Consider the following 16,647-nt stretch of genomic DNA (forward strand, 5'->3'; position numbering starts at 1 on the left):
TCGCGCTCGAGCGCGTTCCGAAGTCATTCATGGAGTGCATTGTAGCGATTTCGGCACGCGCAGCCGTCTCGAGCCCGCCGCGCGCAACTGCCCCTACAATGAGCGCTTTGCGCGGCTCAAGGCCGTGCGATCCGCGCGCAACCGCTTCCGATTTTCCGTGCCGTGCCCTCGATGACGCCTGCTTCGTTCATTCGCCACTCCCCGCTTGCCACGTGCTTTGCCGTACCCACGGCCTCTCCGTTTTGCAACGGCAGCCCGCCCCAGCCCCCGGCCTCGCCGCCACGCATACGTGCGCCGCGCCGCCCGCGCGCGCGCACGTTGGTGCGCGCTGCGTCGGCCCTGCTCGCCTGCCTGACGCTCACCGCCGTCGCGCCAGCCGATGCCCACAAGCTGCGCCACCACCCGCGCGTGTCGGTGAGCACCGAGTTGCCGCCACAGGTCATGCAGGCGCTGCGGCGCGCGAACGTGCCGCCCTCGTCGATGAGCGTCGTCATCGAGCGCATCGGCAACCGCACGCCGATCGTCGCGATGAACGCGGGCCTTGCGATGCTGCCCGCCTCGACGATGAAGCTCGTGACCACCTATGCAGGCCTGTCGATCCTCGGTCCCGACTATCGCTGGCGCACGAGCGCCTACGCCGACGGCACCGTCGACGCGAACGGCGTGCTGCACGGCGATCTGTACATCCAGGGCACCGGCGACCCGAAGCTCGTTCCGGAGGAGCTCATCGATCTCGTCGACAAGATTCGCAAGGCCGGCATCACGGGCATCGAGGGCTCGCTCGTACTCGACAAGCGCTTCTTCGACCCGGCGACGCGCGACCTGCCGCCGTTCGACGACGAGGCGAACGCACCCTACAACGTCGGCCCCGATCCGCTGCTGTACGCGTTCAAGTCGCTCTCGTTTACGCTCACGCCGTCGCCGGACGGCACCGTGTCGATCGACGTGGTGCCGCAGCTGGCTCAACTGCAAATCGACAACACACTGCACGCGAGCGCCGGCGCATGCGTCGGCGTGGACTCGGCGTTGACGCCGAACGTCACACCCGAGCCCAACGGCACCGTCGACGCGCTGTTTGCCGGCGACTACCCGCTGCGCTGCGGCGCGCGCACGCTCAACCTGGCCGTGCTCGACCACACGGCGTTCTTCGCGGGCGGCTTTCTCGCGCTGTGGCGGCAAGCGGGCGGCACGTTCACGGGCGCGACACGCGAAGGTCCGGTGCCCGTCGGTGCCCGCCCCGTCGCCACGCATCATGGCCCCGTGCTGTCCGACATCGTTCGCGACATCAACAAGTTCAGCAACAACGTGATGGCGCGCAACCTGTTCCTCACGATCGGCGCCGTGTCCGATTCGCCGCCCGCCACGCCCGAGAAGTCGGCTGGCGCGATCCGCAGCTTCCTGCACGCGAACGGCCTGCCGATGCCCGAGCTCACGCTGACCAACGGCTCGGGCCTCTCGCGCGATGAACGCGTGAGCGCACTCTCGCTCGCCGATCTGCTGCAAAGCGCGAACGCGAGCCCGGTCGGCCAGGTGTTCGTGGCCTCGCTGCCGGTAGCCGGCGTCGACGGCACGATGCGCAACCGATTGCAAAACGAGCCCGTGCTCGGCAACGCGCACATCAAGACCGGCACGCTGCGCGACGTGCGCGCGATCGCGGGCTACGTGGCCGCCGCCAACGGCGAGAGCTACGTCGTCGTGAGCCTCATCAACGACGAGCACGCGCAAGCGGCACGCGCCGCCCACGACGCACTGCTCGAGTGGGTCTATCGGGGTTTGCGCTAAGGCTGACGGCGCAAGCCCGGAAAACGTTGCCGGGCTTGCGCCATCGAGTACTTCTTCTACGAGAAAAGGCGCCGCGCGAAGCGCGAGCGTGTACGCTGTCGGCAACGTTCGATGCGGCGTCGGGCACCATGCACCGCACACGTTCCGCACAAGGCGACAGCGCTCACGCTGCAAAGACACGAATACGAGACTCTAGGAGGAAGACGTCATGCAATTCGACGCCGAATTGCTCCTGCTCGCCCTGGCGCCCGTCTTTCTCGCATGTATCGGCTGGGAAGCGTGGCACCTCGCGCGCACGCGGCCCCAAGCCCGCCTCTACAACTGGTACGACACCGTCTGCAACGCCGCGCTCGCCCTGATGCACCAGAGCGCCGACAAGCTCGCCTGGCTCGCGGTCGTGCCCGTCTATGCCTACGTCTACCGCCACTTCCGCGTGATCGACTGGCACCCCGGCTGGCTCGCGTTCGCCGCCCTGTTCGTGGCGCAGGACCTGCTCTACTACGTTTTTCATCGTTGCAGCCATCGCGTACGGTGGTTCTGGGCTGCGCACGTCGTGCATCATTCGTCGTCGCGGCTCAATCTGTCGACGGCTTTCCGCCAAAGCCTCATGTATCCGATCGCCGGCATGTGGGCATTCTGGACACCGCTTGCCGTGCTCGGCTTCCCGCCGAAGCAGATCGTCGCGATCGTCCTCATCAACCTCGCGTTCCAGTTCTTCGTGCACACGCAGGCGATCGGCAAGCTCGGCTGGCTCGAATACGTGTTCAATACACCTTCGATCCATCGCGTGCACCATGCGTGCAACCCGCGCTATATCGACCGCAACTACGCCGGCGTACTCGTGATCTGGGACCGCCTGTTCGGCACCTACGTCGAAGAGGATCCACTCGAGGCACCGCAATACGGTATCGTCGAGCCCCTCGATACGTATAACCCCCTCAAGGCAACGTTCCACGAGTGGGGGTCGATGTTCTCCGACGTCGCACGCGCACGGGGGCTTGGCAACAAGCTGCGCGCGCTGTTCGGCCCGCCCGAGTGGGCCACCGCATTTCACGCCGAGCACGCTCGCACAGTGGAGAGCGACCGCGCCGGCCTCAAGAGCACGGGGACGCCCAGCAGAACCTGACCGTTTCGCTTCAACCTGCGCCTGACCGCCCGACCATCACGGCAGGTGCGTTTTTGTTTTTGCATTTGCATCACATCACGGCCAAGCCGCACCTACGAGGAGATGAAGTCGATGGAACAGCGCAAGAAAACACACAACAACAAGAGCCTGCTGCGCGTAGCGCAAACCGCGGTCGCCTGCGCGGCCTTTGCTTTGCTCGCCGCCTGTGGCGGCGGTGGTGGTGGCGGCAATAGTTCGTCTTCGAGCAGCACGCCCCCGGGCGGCGTGGCGCTGCAAGTTGTGTCGTTCGGCGACAGCCTCTCGGACGTCGGCACCTACTCGGCCATCAAGCTGCAGTTCGGCGGCGGCCAGTTCACGACGAATCCGGGCCAGGTCTGGGCCCAGGACGTGGCGAACTACTATGGCGACACGCTCACGCCCGCCGTTCAAGGTGGCTTTGGTGTCACGCCGCAAGCGACAGGCGGGCTCGGTTACGCGCAAGGCGGTGCACGCGTGATCAATCCGCAAGGTCTCGGCTGGGCGCCCAACAATCTCGCGGCGACCACGACCCCGATCGTCACGCAGGTGGCGAACTACCTGGCCACACATGGCACGTTCAACTCGAATCAGCTGGTGCTGATCCAGGGCGGCGCGAATGACATCTTCGCCAACACGACCGCGCTCGTGACGGCCATTCAGACGGACATCGCGGGCGGCATGACGCCGCAGGCCGCTACGCTGAAGGAAGTGAGCACGACCCTCGGCCCTGCCGCACAGGCACTCGTTGCTCAGGTTGCGACGATCGTCAGCAAGGGTGCCACGCACGTCGTGCTGTCGAACGTTCCCGACATCGGCCAAACCCCGCTCGGCGTAGCGACCGCTCAACAACAAGGCGCGGCGGCACAGCAACTGCTGTCGGGCATCGTCCAGACGTTCAACGGGCTGGTGGGCGCCTATCTGCAAGGAGCCAATCTGCCGGCCGGCACGGTGACTTTGATCGACGCAGCCACCTGGCAGGACAAGATTCTCGCCAGCTACCAGTCCAACGGCTTTACCGTGTCGAACACGGCCACGGCGTGCAACCTGGCAGCCATGCAGGCCTCAGCCACCAGCTACGCGCAGCAGAACCCGAGCGTGCTGCTGCCGGGACAGACGGCGGCCCAATTCGGCGCGGCACTGGCCTCGTCGCTGTTCTGCTCGCCGCAGACGCTGACCGTTGCGGGCGCGGACCAAACGTACATGTTCGCCGATTCGGTCCATCCGACGACGCACCTGCACGCGCTGTTCGCGCAGTATGTCGAGCAACAGATCGCTGCGACGGGCCTCGGCCACTGATCGTCGCGCGCGAAGGCGCGTTGGCGCGTCTTCGTTACCGCGCCTTCGCGCAGATGTAGATGTGACAACGCCCGGTATCGTTCGCGATTACCGGGCGTTGTTTTTGGTGCAGGCCTAGGCGAGGTAGCGTTAGCGCGCAGCGCGAACCGACATCATTCGCTCGCCTCGAAAGCCGCCGCCGCACGGCCGAGCCGGTCGTTGACGGCAATCCAGTCAGGCGTGTCGGGCAGCTTCTCGACGAAGATGCGCGACACGTCGGCGCGATCGAGCGCGCGCAGCAAGCCGTACAGCTCGCGCGCGTACACGTGCGGGTCTTCAGGTGCTGCGACGAAATGCACGTTGGCCATGTCGGCCCATGCGCCCGCACGCGACGCCCGCGCCACGAGCGCGACGCGCGTGCCGCTCACCCGTGCTTGTGCGAGCAGCGGCTCAAGTGCTTCGAACGGCAACAGCGCGAGCGGCGTACGTGGCGCGTAGTGCGCCTTCAGCGTGCCCGAAGCGCGCGGCGCAGTCGCATCGCTGCCATCGGGCAAACGCGGTGCAACGCCGAGCACGTCGGCAATCTCATGCGGTGTGACGCGCCCGGGGCGCAGCAGCGCCGGGAAGCCGCGGGACAGATCGAGAATCGTCGATTCGATCCCGACCTCGCAGGCCCCACCATCGAGCACATGCACGCCCGCGCCGAATTCGTCGCGCACGTGCTGCGCCGTCGTCGGGCTCACGTGGCCGAAACGGTTGGCCGACGGCGCCGCGACACCGCCGTGGCCGCCGCGCCGCGCGCCGAAAGCCGCGAGCAGCGCCTGCGCGACCGGATGCGACGGACAGCGCAGGCCGACCGAATCCTGCCCGCCGCTGACGGCCGCCGGAATGCGGGCGGCCCTCTTCAGGATCAGCGTGAGCGGGCCCGGCCAGAACGCGTCGATGAGCCGCTGCGCGTCGGCAGGCAAATGCTCGACCCAGTACTGCGGGTCGCCATGCGGCGCGAGGTGGACGATCACCGGATGGTTCGCCGGCCGCCCCTTGGCCTCGTAGATGCGCGCGACAGCCTGCGGATTCTCGGCGTCGCCGCCCAGACCATAGACGGTCTCGGTCGGAAATGCGACGAGCTGGCCCGCATCGAGCAGCGCGGCGGCCTCGGCGATCTGCGCGTCCGTCACGAAGGGCGTGGCGGACACAATGGGTGGGGTCGGTCGATCGGACATCGGTTCAACGCAATGGCAAAGCCGGCTTCAGCCGAGCGGAATGTGCAACAGACGCGCGCAGTCGCGCGCCGCGGTACGCGCCTCGTCGAGCGTCGCGGCCGTGAAATTGATATGCCCCATCTTGCGGCCGGGACGTGCGTCTTCCTTGCCGTACAGATGCAGACGCGCAGCTGGCATCGCGGCCACTTCGTGCCACGGTGGCGTAATCGGCGTGGCGCTGGTCTGCGGCGCGCCGCTCGGGCCCGTCGTGAACCAGACATCGCCGAGGATGTTCAGCATGACGGCCGGCGAATGCTGGCGCGTGTCGCCGAGCGGCATGCCCGTCATCGCGCGCACCTGCTGCTCGAACTGGCTCGCGGCGCATGCGTCGACCGTGTGATGGCCCGAGTTATGCGGCCGCGGCGCCATTTCGTTGGCGACGAGCGAACCGTCTTCGAGCACGAAGAATTCGACGCACAGCACGCCGACGTAGCCAAGCGCCTCGGCGATGCGCAGCGCGGCCTGCTGGGCCTGCGCGACGAGCAACGGGCTCGCGTCGGGCGCCGGCACGATCGTTTGCGCGAGCACGCCGTTGCGGTGCGCGTTCTGCGCGAGCGGATAAACGGCCGTCGCGCCGCTCGTGCCACGCGCGATCAGCGCCGACACTTCGAACTTGAGCGGCAGCCGCTTCTCGAGCACGCACGGCACCCCGCGGAGCGCGGCGTACGCGTCGCGCACTTCCTGCGCGTTCGTCACGCGGACCTGCCCCTTGCCGTCGTAGCCAAGCCGTGCGGTCTTCAGGATGCCGGGCAGCACCGCTTGCAGCGCATCGTCGGTGAGCGCCGCGAGCGCCTCCCCCGACTCGATCACGACATGCGGCGCCACCGGCACACCCGAGGACGCGATGAAACGCTTCTCGGCGATGCGGTCCTGTGCAATCGCGACGCAGCGGCCCGCCGGGCTCACGAACGTCGTGCGCGCGAGAAAGTCGAGACTCGCGGCCGGCACGTTCTCGAACTCCGTCGACACCGCCGCGCACAGCCGCGCGAGCTCGGTCAGCGCAGCTTCGTCGGTGTAAGCGGCGCGCAGATGCTTGTCGGCGACGCTGCCGGCAGGGCTCGTCTCGTCGGGATCGAGCACGGCCACGCGATAGCCCATCGCTTGCGCGGCGAAGCAGAACATGCGGCCGAGCTGGCCGCCGCCGACCATGCCGAGCCAGGCGCCGGGCATGATCGGGGAAACGGGGGTGTTCTCTGGAGTCATCTCAGTGGTCGGTCGCGCCCGATACGCACCAGCGCGGCAAGCATCGCCGCTCATGTCGATCGGGCCGGGGTCACACGGTAAAACGGTCGAAGTCGAATGGCGCCTTCGCGAGAGGCTCGGCGCCCGACGACGCTCAAAGCTCGGGCAGCACCATGGCGTGCGCGGCCTCGTTCTGCCGCACGCGAAATGCCGCCAACTGCTGCGTAAAATCTTCGGACGTGCCGGCCAGCAGCGCGACGGCAAACAGCGCCGCATTCGCGGCACCGGCCTCACCGATCGCGAACGTCGCGACGGGCACACCCTTGGGCATTTGCACAATCGAGTGCAACGAATCGACGCCCTTCAGATACTTGCTGGCAACGGGCACGCCGAGCACGGGCACCGTCGTCTTGGCCGCCAGCATGCCGGGCAGGTGTGCCGCACCGCCCGCGCCCGCGATGATCGCGCGCAAGCCGCGCTCGCGCGCGCGCTCGGCGTAATCGAACATCTCGTCGGGCATGCGGTGCGCGGAGACAACCTTCGCTTCGTACGGCACGCCGAAGTCGCGCAGGATCGTCACCGCATGTTTCATGACGTCCCAATCCGAGCTCGATCCCATCACCACGCCGACGAGCGGCGCGTGATGCGTGTGGGCGGTCTGGACTTGTTCGCTCATCAGCGGTCTTCCTTCTTCGAGAATGCGTTCTCGATATCGATGCTAGTGGTTACGCGAGGTTAGGCAAGCTTTTGCCCGGTCAGACGCTCGAGCGCTTCGCAGTACTTCTCGCTCGTGCGGGCGACGACATCGGCCGGCAGCTGCGGCGCGGGCGCCGTCTTGCCCCAGTCCTGCGTCTCGAGCCAGTCGCGCACGAATTGCTTGTCGAACGACGGCGGGTTCGTGCCGACGCGGTATTGGTCCGCCGGCCAGAAGCGCGAGGAGTCGGCCGTGAGCGCTTCGTCCATCAGGTAGAGCTTGCCGTCGGTATCGAGGCCGAATTCGAACTTCGTATCGGCGATGATGATGCCGCGCGTCGCCGCATACTCGGACGCTTCCTGGTACAGCTTGATCGAAATGTCGCGGATCGTGGCGGCCAGCTCGGTGCCGATGCGGCGCTCCATATCCTCGAAGCTGATGTTCTCGTCGTGCTGCCCCATTTCGGCCTTCGCGGCCGGCGTGAAGATCGGCTCGGGCAGCTTCTCTGCGTTTTGCAGGCCAGGGGGCAGCGCGACGCCGCAAATGGCGCCCGTTGCCTGATAGTCCTTCCAGCCGCTGCCAGCCAGATAGCCACGCACGACGGCTTCGACGAGGATCGGCTCGAGGCGCTTGACGACCACGGCCCGGCCCTTGACCTGCTCGACCTCGTCGGCAGCCACGACGCTCTCGGGCGCCACGCCCGTCAGGTGATTCGGCACGATATGCTGAAGGCGCTCGAACCAGAAATTGGCCATCTGGTTCAGCACGCGGCCCTTGTCGGGAATCGGCTCACCCATCACGACGTCGAATGCCGACAGGCGATCGGTCGTGACGATCAGGAGGCGGTCGTTGCCGACGGCATAGTTGTCGCGGACCTTGCCGCGGCCCAGCATGGGCAGCGAGCGAAGCGAGGATTCGTAAAGGGTAGACATCGTCGTAAACCGTCAGTGGATGGAAACCAAGGTGAACACGGGGCTGGTGAAGCGTTCAGTCAAGCGTTCGAAAACGATCAAATAAAGCGTTCAAAACAAAAGGCAAACGCCGTTCCCAACGATGATGCGGGAACGGCGATCGATCTACAACCTGGCCGACCGGCTAACGCGCATTCGCGAGAGCACGACCGGCCCAGGCGGCGTCAGCGCACGACTTGCGCGAGCTCGCCCGCCTTGTACTTCTCGGCCATCTTATCGAGCGGCACCACCTTGATCTTGGCCGCCTGGCCTTCGCAACCGAACGCCAGATAGCGGTCGACGCAGATCTTCTTGGCCGCTTCGCGTGCGGGCTTCAGGTAGTCGCGCGGGTCGAACTTGCTCGGGTTCTCGAACAGGTAGCGACGGATCGCGCCCGTGATCGCCAGACGCAGGTCGGTGTCGATGTTGATCTTGCGCACGCCGTGCTTGATGCCTTCCTGAATCTCTTCGACGGGCACGCCGTACGTTTCCTTCATGTCGCCGCCGAACTCGCGGATCTCGGCCAGCAGTTCCTGCGGCACCGACGACGAACCGTGCATGACGAGGTGCGTGTTCGGGATGCGCGCATGGATTTCCTTGATGCGCTCGATCGCGAGGATGTCGCCGGTCGGCTTCTTCGTGAACTTGTAGGCGCCGTGCGAGGTGCCGATCGCGATGGCCAGCGCGTCGCATTGCGTCGCGCGCACGAAGTCGGCCGCCTGCTCGACGTCGGTCAGCAGCTGCTCGCGCGTCATGGTGCCTTCCGCGCCGTGGCCATCTTCCTTGTCGCCCTTCATCGTCTCGAGCGAACCGAGCACGCCGAGCTCGGCCTCGACCGTCACGCCGATCGAGTGCGCCATCTCGACGACCTTGCGCGACACGTCGACGTTGTATTCATACGACGCAACGGTCTTGCCGTCGGCCTCGAGTGAACCGTCCATCATGACGCTGGTAAAGCCGCTGCGCATCGCAGCCATGCAGACGGCCGGCGACTGGCCGTGGTCCTGGTGCATCACGACCGGAATATGCGGGTACGACTCGATCGCCGCTTCGATCAGGTGGCGCAGGAACGGCTCGCCCGCGTATTTGCGTGCACCGGCCGAGGCTTGCATGATGACCGGGGCGCCAACTTGATCCGCCGCGGCCATGATCGCCTGAACCTGCTCCAGGTTGTTCACGTTGAACGCAGGCAGGCCGTAGCCGTGCTCGGCAGCGTGGTCGAGCAGTTGACGCATTGATACGAGAGGCATGCTGTTACTCCTTGGATTGAAATCGGGTGCTCGGTCGGCACTTTTGTGCGAATTACGCGATTTTATCGCGAAGCGGGCGGCACTCCCGCATTCGGGGTCGATTGAGCGTGTTCGCGCGAACAATCGCGGTCAATCTGCTCTGCTATCGCCCCTGACGGCGAACGCCGGCTCGTGGCCGGCGTTCCCTTGTTTTCAACTTGCGCGGCTCAGTACGGATCGCCGACGCGCACGATCTTCAATGTGTTCGTGCCCCCCGCCTGCCCCATCGGCTCGCCGACGGTCAGCACGATCATGTCGCCGCGCGACGCAAAGCCCTTGGCGACGACCACTTCCACGGCCTGCTTGAGCGCCTGATCGCGATCCTGGTTGATCTCGACGGCCAGCGGCGTGACGTTGCGAAACAGCGCCATCGCGCGTTCGCTGCCCACGCGCGGCGTCAGCGCGAAGATCGGCACGTGCGTCCAGTGACGCGAGAGCCACAGTGCCGTCGCGCCCGATTCGGTCAGCGCGACGATCGCCTTGGCGCCGAGGTGGTAGGCGGTGAAAAGTGCGCCCATTGCAATCGACTGATCGATGCGCGTGAACGTGCGGTCGAGGAAATCCTTGTCGAGCTCGACGTGCTCCGACTTCTCGGCCTCGATGCAGATCGCGGCCATCGCCTCGATCGTCTGCACCGGATACTTGCCAGCCGCCGTCTCGGCCGACAGCATCACCGCGTCGGTGCCGTCGAGCACCGCGTTGGCGACGTCCGACACTTCGGCACGCGTCGGCACCGGCGCGTGGATCATCGACTCCATCATCTGCGTCGCCGTGATCACGAGCTTGTTCGACTCGCGCGCCATGCGGATCATGCGCTTTTGCAGCGCCGGCACCGCCGCGTTGCCGACTTCGACGGCCAGATCGCCGCGCGCGACCATGATGCCGTCCGACGCATCGAGAATCCCTTGCAGCACGGGAATCGCCTCGGCGCGCTCGATCTTCGCGATCATCTTCGGCTTCAGGCCGTACGGCATGCCCGCGATGTTGGCGAGCTGGCGCGCCATCTCCATGTCGGTCGCGTTCTTCGGAAACGACACGGCGATGTAGTCGACACCGATCGACATCGCCGTGCGGATGTCCTCCATGTCCTTGGCCGTCAGCGCCGGCGCCGTCAGGCCGCCGCCCTGGCGGTTGATACCCTTGTTGTTCGACAGCTCGCCGCCGACCTTCACGATCGTGTGGATTTCCTCGCCCACCACGCGCGTGACCGTCAGCACGATCAGGCCGTCGTTGAGCAGCAGCACGTCACCGGGCTTCAGGTCGCGCGGCAGATCCTTGTAGTCGAGACCGACGCGCTCGTCGTTGCCGAGCTCGCAGGCCCCATCGAGGATGAAGGCGCAGCCCGGCACGAGCGTCGTCTTGCCGCTCTCGAACTTGCCGACGCGGATTTTCGGCCCTTGCAGATCGGCCATGATGGCCACTTCGCGGCCGACCTTGCGTGCCGCCTCGCGCACGTACTCAGCGCGTTGGCGATGATCGTCGGCCGTACCGTGTGAAAAATTCAGGCGCACGACGTCCAGGCCCGCCTGCATCATCTGCAGCAGGATATCGGGCGAGCTCGATGCCGGGCCGATGGTGGCGACAATCTTGGTGGCGCGATGCATGTGTCTCCTCGTCTGGGTGAGATCGCGGGTGGAAGCGCTGCGAGACGGATGCGTGAGGGCGAGCAGCGCTTGAGCGTGCCCGCCCGGTTGCGCGCCGGTTCGTGCCGGCGTCGCTTTGTCGTTGGATGGGGCGGCTGCCGCGCCGCCCCAGAAGTTGTTGTCGCTGCCCGCGGCGTGTGCGATTGCCACGCCGGCCGCCGGTTGCGCCGGCCGTGCCGGCTTGGCCGCCCGCTTGGGCGCGGACGACCTGGCGGCCTTGGGCGCGCGCGAGGCCACGCGTCAGGCCCGCGATTCGAGCACTTCGACGGCCGGCAGCTTCTTGCCCTCGAGGAACTCGAGGAACGCGCCACCGCCGGTCGAGATGTAGCTGACGTTGTCTTGGATGTCGTACTTGGCGATAGCCGCGAGCGTGTCGCCGCCACCGGCGATCGAGAACGCAGACGAATGCGCGATCGCCTCGGCGAGCGTCTTCGTGCCGCCGCCGAACTGATCGAACTCGAACACGCCGACCGGACCGTTCCAGACGATCGTGCCGGCGCTGGCGAGCTGCGAGGCCAGCGCACGGGCCGTCTGCGGACCGATGTCGAGGATCAGGTCGTCGGCTTCGATCTGCGCGACGGACTTGGTCGTCGCCGCGGCCGTCGCCGAGAACGCCTTGGCCGTCACGACGTCGGTCGGGATCGGCACCGAGGCGCCGCGCGCGCGCGCCGCTTCGATGATGGCCTTGGCTTCGTCGACGAGATCGTGCTCGGCCAGCGACTTGCCGATCGGCAGGCCCGCTGCGAGCATGAACGTGTTCGCGATGCCGCCGCCCACGATCAGCTGATCGACCTTCTCGGCCAGCGACTTCAGGATCGTCAGCTTGGTCGAGACCTTCGAACCCGCGACGATCGCCACGAGCGGACGCTTCGGATTGCCAAGCGCTTTGCCGAGCGCATCGAGCTCGGCCGCCAGCAACGGGCCTGCGCAGGCGACCTCGGCATACTTGGCGATGCCGTGCGTCGTGGCTTCGGCGCGGTGCGCCGTGCCGAACGCGTCGTTCACGTAGATGTCGCACAGTCGCGCCATCTTCTGCGCGAGCTCGTCCGAATTCTTCTTCTCGCCCTGGTTGACGCGGCAGTTCTCGAGCAGCACGACCTGGCCTGCCGCGACGCTCACGCCGTTCTCGACCCAATTGGCCACGAGCGGCACCTCACGGCCGAGCAGTTCGCCGAGGCGTTTGGCCACGGGTGCGAGCGAGTCTTCGGGCTTGAACGCCCCTTCCGTCGGACGACCGAGATGCGAGGTGACCATCACGGCTGCACCCGCGCCGAGCGCGGCCTGGATCGCCGGCACGGAGGCGCGAATGCGGGTGTCTTCGGTGATGTTGCCTTGATCGTCCTGCGGAACGTTCAGGTCGGCACGGATGAAGACACGCTTGCCGGACAGCTTGCCTGCGGCAATCAGATCGGAGAGACGCAATACTTGGCTCATGGGAATGTACGCATGCGGGTTAGTGGCGGGCGAAACGCTGCCCTGGCGACGTGGCGGTGCCGGCCTGAAACCGGTGCGCCCGAGCAATACGCCGAGCAGCAGCAGACGTGCATTTTAGCCGATCGAGGCCTGCATCCGGCCGCCGTCGCAACGAATCTCGCGTATTTTGCGGCGCGCATGGCGCAGCTTGCCGCCCGCGCGCCTGCCATTTCAGCCGACTAAGCGCAGCAGCGTGAACACCAGCATGCCGACGACGATCGTACCGAGCATGCCGCGTCGCAACAGGAACCAAGCGAGCCCCGCAAGCGTCGCGTAGAACGCGTGATTGGCGGGCGCGAACGAGATGCCGTGCGACGTCTGGAGCACGTTGGGCAACACCACGGCCATCAGTGCCGCAGCCGGCGCATAGCGCAGCGCGCGCTGCACGCGCTCGGGCAGGACGGCGCGCTCGCCGCCGATCAGGAAGAACGCGCGCGTCACGGCCGTCACCAACGTCATCCCGGCAATGACCCACCAGACGTAAGCACTCGTCATCACCTCTTCTCCTCGTTCGCGTCGAGCACGCGCGGCACCTGCCCCGGTGCGCCCTGGCCGGTGTGGCGGCGGATGCGCCGCAGATCGGCGCGCTCGACCAGCATGTCGACGACGCTGCCGGCGCCCAGCGCGGCGATGACGGCCAGCGGCAGCGCGAGCCGGTAAGGCAGGTCGATCGCCACGAGCGCGACGATGCCGGCCACGCCGACTGCCGCGAGCGTCGAGCGGTTGACGACCGCCGCCACGAGCAGCGGCACGAGCGCGAGCGTACCGGCCAGGCTAAGGCCCCAATTGTCGGGAAACAGGCTCGCGAGCAGGATGCCGACGATCGAGGAGATCTGCCAGCCGATCCAGCTGACGGCGGCCATGCCCCAGAAATAGGCTTCCTTGCCCGGCACGTAGCCGTTCGCGAACGGCTTGCGCTGAAACAGCAGATAGACGACGTCGCCGTTGAAATAGCCGATCACGAGCCGGCGCCACAGCGGCTGATAGGCGAAATGCGGCGCGAGACCTGCACTGAAGATGACGAAGCGCGTATTGACCATCGCGGCGGTCAACAGCACGGCCCACAACGGCAGCTTCGCGGCCAGCAGCGGCAGCACGGCCAGTTGCGACGAGCCCGCGTACACGAACAGCGACATGGCGATGGCCTGCGGCACGGTCAGCACCGACTTGTTCATGGCGATGCCGGTGACGAGGCCCCACGACAGCAACGCGAAGAAGGTCGGGGCGTAGTCGCGCAGGCCTTCGCGAAAGGCGGCGCGATCGACAGGCGAGAAACGAGCAAGCATGTGGGCAGCGTGCCGCGGCGGCTCCGTACGTGCGAAGCCGCCTTCGGAGGAATCAAGGTGGAGCCCGATTATAGAGTCGCTTCGCACATTGCATGGTCGGGCGTCATGCAAAAGACGCTAAAATAGAGATCTTGTCGCTTTAGCTTTACGCTTCACCGCACGCGCTTCACGCTGCATCGCTAGGAGATACGTATGTCAATGGCCGATCGCGACGGCAAGATCTGGATGGACGGCAAGCTGATCGAGTGGCGCGACGCCAAGATCCACGTCCTCACGCACACGCTGCATTACGGCATGGGTGTCTTCGAAGGCGTGCGCGCATACAAGACCGTCGACGGCAGCACGGCCATCTTCCGCCTGCAGGAACACACGAAACGTCTGCTCAACTCGGCGAAGATCTTCCAGATGGACGTGCCGTTCGACCACGACACGCTTGCCGCGGCGCAATGCGAGGTCGTGCGCGCGAACCAGCTCGAATCCTGCTATTTGCGTCCGATCATCTGGGTCGGCTCCGAAAAGCTCGGCGTGTCGGCGCGCGGCAATACGATCCACGTCGCGATCGCGGCTTGGCCGTGGGGCGCCTACCTCGGCGAGGAAGGCATGGCGAAGGGCATCCGCGTGAAGACGTCCTCGTTCACGCGCCATCACGTGAACGTGTCGATGGTGCGCGCCAAAGCCTCGGGCTGGTACGTGAACTCGATTCTCGCGAACCAGGAAGCGACGGCCGACGGCTACGACGAAGCCCTGCTGCTCGACGTCGACGGTTACGTGTCGGAAGGCTCGGGCGAGAACTTCTTCCTCGTGAACGGCGGCAAGCTGTACACGCCCGATCTGGCCTCGTGCCTCGACGGCATCACGCGCGACACGATCATCCGGCTCGCCAAGGAGGCCGGCATCGAGGTGATCGAGAAGCGCATCACGCGCGACGAAGTCTATACGGCCGATGAAGCATTCTTCACCGGCACGGCCGCCGAAGTCACGCCGATCCGCGAGCTCGACAACCGCACGATCGGCGCCGGCACGCGCGGCCCGATCACCGAAAAACTGCAAGCGGCGTTCTTCGACATCGTGTCCGGCAAGGACGAGAAGCACGCGCACTGGCTGACGAAGATTTGAACGCAAGGCGCGGCCATCCGGCCGCACCCCACCCGCTATAACGAGAAACGAGAACTGGTCCCCATGAGCGAACTCAAGGAAATGCCGCTGGTCGAGCTGTCGGCCAAAGATCTGCCCGCATATTGCCCGAACCCGTCGATGCCGCGCTGGAGCTCGCATCCGCGCGTGTTCATCGATGTCTCGCACGGCGAAGCACGTTGCCCGTACTGCGGCACGCGCTACAAGCTGCGCGACGGCGAAGTCGTCAAAGGTCACTGAAGCCGCTCCGTTCGCGTGCACCGCTTGTGCGTGCGCTCGGCCAGAGCGCGCGCGAGCGGCCAAACGCGACGCCGAACCGGCGAGACCGGCCGCGCATGGCGGCCGCTTCCCCGCATCGTTTTTTCCATTGCAGATAGCATGCGGCGCCCGCGGGCGCCGCATGTCGTACATTTCGTGCCCCACCACCTCGGACATTCCTACTGATGCGTCGCGCGTTGGTTATCGCACCGAACTGGATCGGTGACGCGTTGATGGCGCAGCCGCTGTTCGCGCTGCTCAAGCAACTGCATCCGCGCATCGTCATCGACGCGGTCGCACCCACCTGGGTTGCGCCCGTGCTCGAACGCATGCCGGAGATCCATGATGTCCATGCGACCGATCTCGCGCACGGCAAACTGCAACTGCTGCGCCGCTGGCAGCTCGCGAGCGATCTGCGCGAAGTCGGCTACGACGCCGCCTACGTGCTGCCGAACTCGCTGAAGTCGGCGCTGATCCCATGGCTCGCAGGCATCCGCCTGCGCATCGGCTACTCCGGCGAAAGCCGCTACGGACTGCTGAACGTCCGTCACGCCAATCCGCGCAAGGACGAGCGCGGGCCGATGGCCGCGCACTATGCGGCGCTGGCCTACGCGCCGGGCGCCAACGTGCCGGATCTGGAGACGCGCCTGCCGATGCCGCGCCTGGAGGCGGACCCGAACGAATCGGCCCGCGTCTCGACGCGCTTTCATCTCGACACGCGCGTGCCGCTCGTCGTGTTCTGCCCCGGCGCCGAATACGGCAGCGCCAAGCGCTGGCCGCCCGAGCATTTCGCGGCGCTCGCGCAGATGATCGGCCAATCGTTCCCCTATACGCAGATCGTCGCCCTCGGTTCGAACAAGGATGCGCCGCTTGCGCAAGCGATCGTCGAGCGTGCCCCGCAGGTGCGCAATCTCTGCGGGCAGACCTCGCTCGGCGAAGCGTGCGCGCTGATCTCGCGTGCCGGCGCCGTCGTCAGCAACGATTCGGGGCTCATGCATGTGGCTGCGGCGCTACGCCGTCCGCTCGTCGCCGTCTTCGGCTCGAGTGATCCACGCCACACCCCACCGTTATCGGACCTCGCAAAGGTACAATGGCTGCACCTTGAATGCAGTCCCTGCTTTGCGCGCGAATGCCCGCTCGGCCATCTGAAGTGTCTGCGCGATCTGTCGGCTGAACAGGTGTTCGGCGACCTGCGCGGAATGCTGCTCGGCGAGCGCTGACGCACCGACACGCATTTCGCGTTCGTGCGTTCATGGATTGCTGGCGCCGTGCGGC

At 66.3% G+C, this 16,647-nt stretch carries 15 protein-coding genes; 6 read left to right on the forward strand and 9 right to left on the reverse strand.

Annotated elements, in window-relative coordinates; translation table 11 throughout:
* Window positions 1-171 precede the first annotated feature (171 nt).
* The 3 genes from dacB (at window position 172) to D7S89_RS09650 (ending at window position 4,222) form a co-directional block, all read left to right on the forward strand.
* The gene (dacB, locus tag D7S89_RS09640) at window positions 172-1,782 is read left to right on the forward strand and encodes a D-alanyl-D-alanine carboxypeptidase/D-alanyl-D-alanine endopeptidase (RefSeq protein WP_121277457.1); all 1,611 of its coding nucleotides are present in this window, start codon (window positions 172-174) and stop codon (window positions 1,780-1,782) included.
* A 208-nt stretch (window positions 1,783-1,990) separates the two neighbouring features.
* Window positions 1,991-2,908: a sterol desaturase family protein gene (locus tag D7S89_RS09645; protein ID WP_121277458.1), complete on the forward strand. Its 918-nt coding sequence runs from the start codon at window positions 1,991-1,993 to the stop codon at window positions 2,906-2,908.
* 102 nt (window positions 2,909-3,010) lie between these two features.
* Complete coding sequence (locus tag D7S89_RS09650; RefSeq protein ID WP_121277459.1) at window positions 3,011-4,222, forward strand: SGNH/GDSL hydrolase family protein; 1,212 nt, start codon at window positions 3,011-3,013, stop codon at window positions 4,220-4,222.
* Window positions 4,223-4,374: 152 nt separating this feature from the next.
* Here the strand turns inward: D7S89_RS09650 and D7S89_RS09655 are convergent, their stop codons facing one another.
* From D7S89_RS09655 to D7S89_RS09700, 9 genes are all read right to left on the reverse strand, one after another.
* Complete coding sequence (locus D7S89_RS09655) at window positions 4,375-5,424, reverse strand: L-threonylcarbamoyladenylate synthase (protein WP_121277460.1); 1,050 nt, start codon at window positions 5,422-5,424, stop codon at window positions 4,375-4,377.
* A 27-nt stretch (window positions 5,425-5,451) separates the two neighbouring features.
* Entirely contained in the window at window positions 5,452-6,666 is a 1,215-nt protein-coding gene (locus D7S89_RS09660; protein WP_121277891.1) for a 5-(carboxyamino)imidazole ribonucleotide synthase, read from the reverse strand.
* A gap of 133 nt (window positions 6,667-6,799) precedes the next feature.
* Complete coding sequence (gene purE, locus D7S89_RS09665; protein ID WP_121277461.1) at window positions 6,800-7,321, reverse strand: 5-(carboxyamino)imidazole ribonucleotide mutase; 522 nt, start codon at window positions 7,319-7,321, stop codon at window positions 6,800-6,802.
* Between the two features lie 59 nt (window positions 7,322-7,380).
* Window positions 7,381-8,271: a phosphoribosylaminoimidazolesuccinocarboxamide synthase gene (locus tag D7S89_RS09670; RefSeq protein ID WP_121277462.1), complete on the reverse strand. Its 891-nt coding sequence runs from the start codon at window positions 8,269-8,271 to the stop codon at window positions 7,381-7,383.
* 203 nt (window positions 8,272-8,474) lie between these two features.
* Window positions 8,475-9,539 carry a class II fructose-bisphosphate aldolase gene (gene fba / locus D7S89_RS09675; RefSeq protein ID WP_121277463.1) on the reverse strand — a complete coding sequence of 355 codons (1,065 nt, stop codon included), beginning with the start codon at window positions 9,537-9,539 and terminating at the stop codon, window positions 8,475-8,477.
* Between the two features lie 206 nt (window positions 9,540-9,745).
* Window positions 9,746-11,182 carry a pyruvate kinase gene (pyk, locus tag D7S89_RS09680; protein WP_121277892.1) on the reverse strand — a complete coding sequence of 479 codons (1,437 nt, stop codon included), beginning with the start codon at window positions 11,180-11,182 and terminating at the stop codon, window positions 9,746-9,748.
* Window positions 11,183-11,461: 279 nt separating this feature from the next.
* Window positions 11,462-12,655 carry a phosphoglycerate kinase gene (locus D7S89_RS09685; protein WP_121277464.1) on the reverse strand — a complete coding sequence of 398 codons (1,194 nt, stop codon included), beginning with the start codon at window positions 12,653-12,655 and terminating at the stop codon, window positions 11,462-11,464.
* Window positions 12,656-12,865: 210 nt separating this feature from the next.
* Window positions 12,866-13,189 (reverse strand): AzlD domain-containing protein, encoded by a 324-nt coding sequence (locus tag D7S89_RS09695; RefSeq protein WP_121277466.1) that lies wholly within the window; start codon window positions 13,187-13,189, stop codon window positions 12,866-12,868.
* On the reverse strand, window positions 13,189-13,980 hold the full coding sequence (locus D7S89_RS09700; RefSeq protein ID WP_121277467.1) for an AzlC family ABC transporter permease: 792 nt from the start codon (window positions 13,978-13,980) through the stop codon (window positions 13,189-13,191). The genes D7S89_RS09695 and D7S89_RS09700 overlap by 1 nt, the downstream gene beginning before the upstream one ends.
* A gap of 192 nt (window positions 13,981-14,172) precedes the next feature.
* Here D7S89_RS09700 and D7S89_RS09705 point away from each other — a divergent pair, with 192 nt between their 5' ends.
* The 3 genes from D7S89_RS09705 to waaF all read left to right on the forward strand — a co-directional run bounded on the left by D7S89_RS09705 (window position 14,173) and on the right by waaF (window position 16,592).
* Window positions 14,173-15,096: a branched-chain amino acid transaminase gene (locus tag D7S89_RS09705; RefSeq protein ID WP_121277468.1), complete on the forward strand. Its 924-nt coding sequence runs from the start codon at window positions 14,173-14,175 to the stop codon at window positions 15,094-15,096.
* A 63-nt stretch (window positions 15,097-15,159) separates the two neighbouring features.
* On the forward strand, window positions 15,160-15,354 hold the full coding sequence (locus tag D7S89_RS09710) for a zinc-finger domain-containing protein (RefSeq protein ID WP_121277469.1): 195 nt from the start codon (window positions 15,160-15,162) through the stop codon (window positions 15,352-15,354).
* Window positions 15,355-15,557: 203 nt separating this feature from the next.
* Entirely contained in the window at window positions 15,558-16,592 is a 1,035-nt protein-coding gene (gene waaF, locus D7S89_RS09715) for a lipopolysaccharide heptosyltransferase II (protein WP_121277470.1), read from the forward strand.
* The last annotated feature ends 55 nt before the right edge of the window (window positions 16,593-16,647 follow it).

Origin of the sequence: Trinickia fusca (assembly GCF_003628145.1) — a bacterium.
In the GTDB taxonomy this organism is placed as follows: Bacteria; Pseudomonadota; Gammaproteobacteria; order Burkholderiales; family Burkholderiaceae; genus Trinickia; species Trinickia fusca.

Bases quoted from the DNA above. Each gene is read 5' to 3' on its own strand.
- dacB (WP_121277457.1), top strand. From the start codon at position 172: ATGACGCCTGCTTCGTTCATTCGCCACTCCCCGCTTGCCACGTGCTTT.
- D7S89_RS09645 (WP_121277458.1), top strand. From the start codon at position 1,991: ATGCAATTCGACGCCGAATTGCTCCTGCTCGCCCTGGCGCCCGTCTTT.
- D7S89_RS09650 (WP_121277459.1), top strand. From the start codon at position 3,011: ATGAAGTCGATGGAACAGCGCAAGAAAACACACAACAACAAGAGCCTG.
- D7S89_RS09655 (WP_121277460.1), bottom strand. From the start codon at position 5,424: ATGTCCGATCGACCGACCCCACCCATTGTGTCCGCCACGCCCTTCGTG.
- D7S89_RS09660 (WP_121277891.1), bottom strand. From the start codon at position 6,666: ATGACTCCAGAGAACACCCCCGTTTCCCCGATCATGCCCGGCGCCTGG.
- purE (WP_121277461.1), bottom strand. From the start codon at position 7,321: ATGAGCGAACAAGTCCAGACCGCCCACACGCATCACGCGCCGCTCGTC.
- D7S89_RS09670 (WP_121277462.1), bottom strand. From the start codon at position 8,271: ATGTCTACCCTTTACGAATCCTCGCTTCGCTCGCTGCCCATGCTGGGC.
- fba (WP_121277463.1), bottom strand. From the start codon at position 9,539: ATGCCTCTCGTATCAATGCGTCAACTGCTCGACCACGCTGCCGAGCAC.
- pyk (WP_121277892.1), bottom strand. From the start codon at position 11,182: ATGCATCGCGCCACCAAGATTGTCGCCACCATCGGCCCGGCATCGAGC.
- D7S89_RS09685 (WP_121277464.1), bottom strand. From the start codon at position 12,655: ATGAGCCAAGTATTGCGTCTCTCCGATCTGATTGCCGCAGGCAAGCTG.
- D7S89_RS09695 (WP_121277466.1), bottom strand. From the start codon at position 13,189: ATGACGAGTGCTTACGTCTGGTGGGTCATTGCCGGGATGACGTTGGTG.
- D7S89_RS09700 (WP_121277467.1), bottom strand. From the start codon at position 13,980: ATGCTTGCTCGTTTCTCGCCTGTCGATCGCGCCGCCTTTCGCGAAGGC.
- D7S89_RS09705 (WP_121277468.1), top strand. From the start codon at position 14,173: ATGTCAATGGCCGATCGCGACGGCAAGATCTGGATGGACGGCAAGCTG.
- D7S89_RS09710 (WP_121277469.1), top strand. From the start codon at position 15,160: ATGAGCGAACTCAAGGAAATGCCGCTGGTCGAGCTGTCGGCCAAAGAT.
- waaF (WP_121277470.1), top strand. From the start codon at position 15,558: ATGCGTCGCGCGTTGGTTATCGCACCGAACTGGATCGGTGACGCGTTG.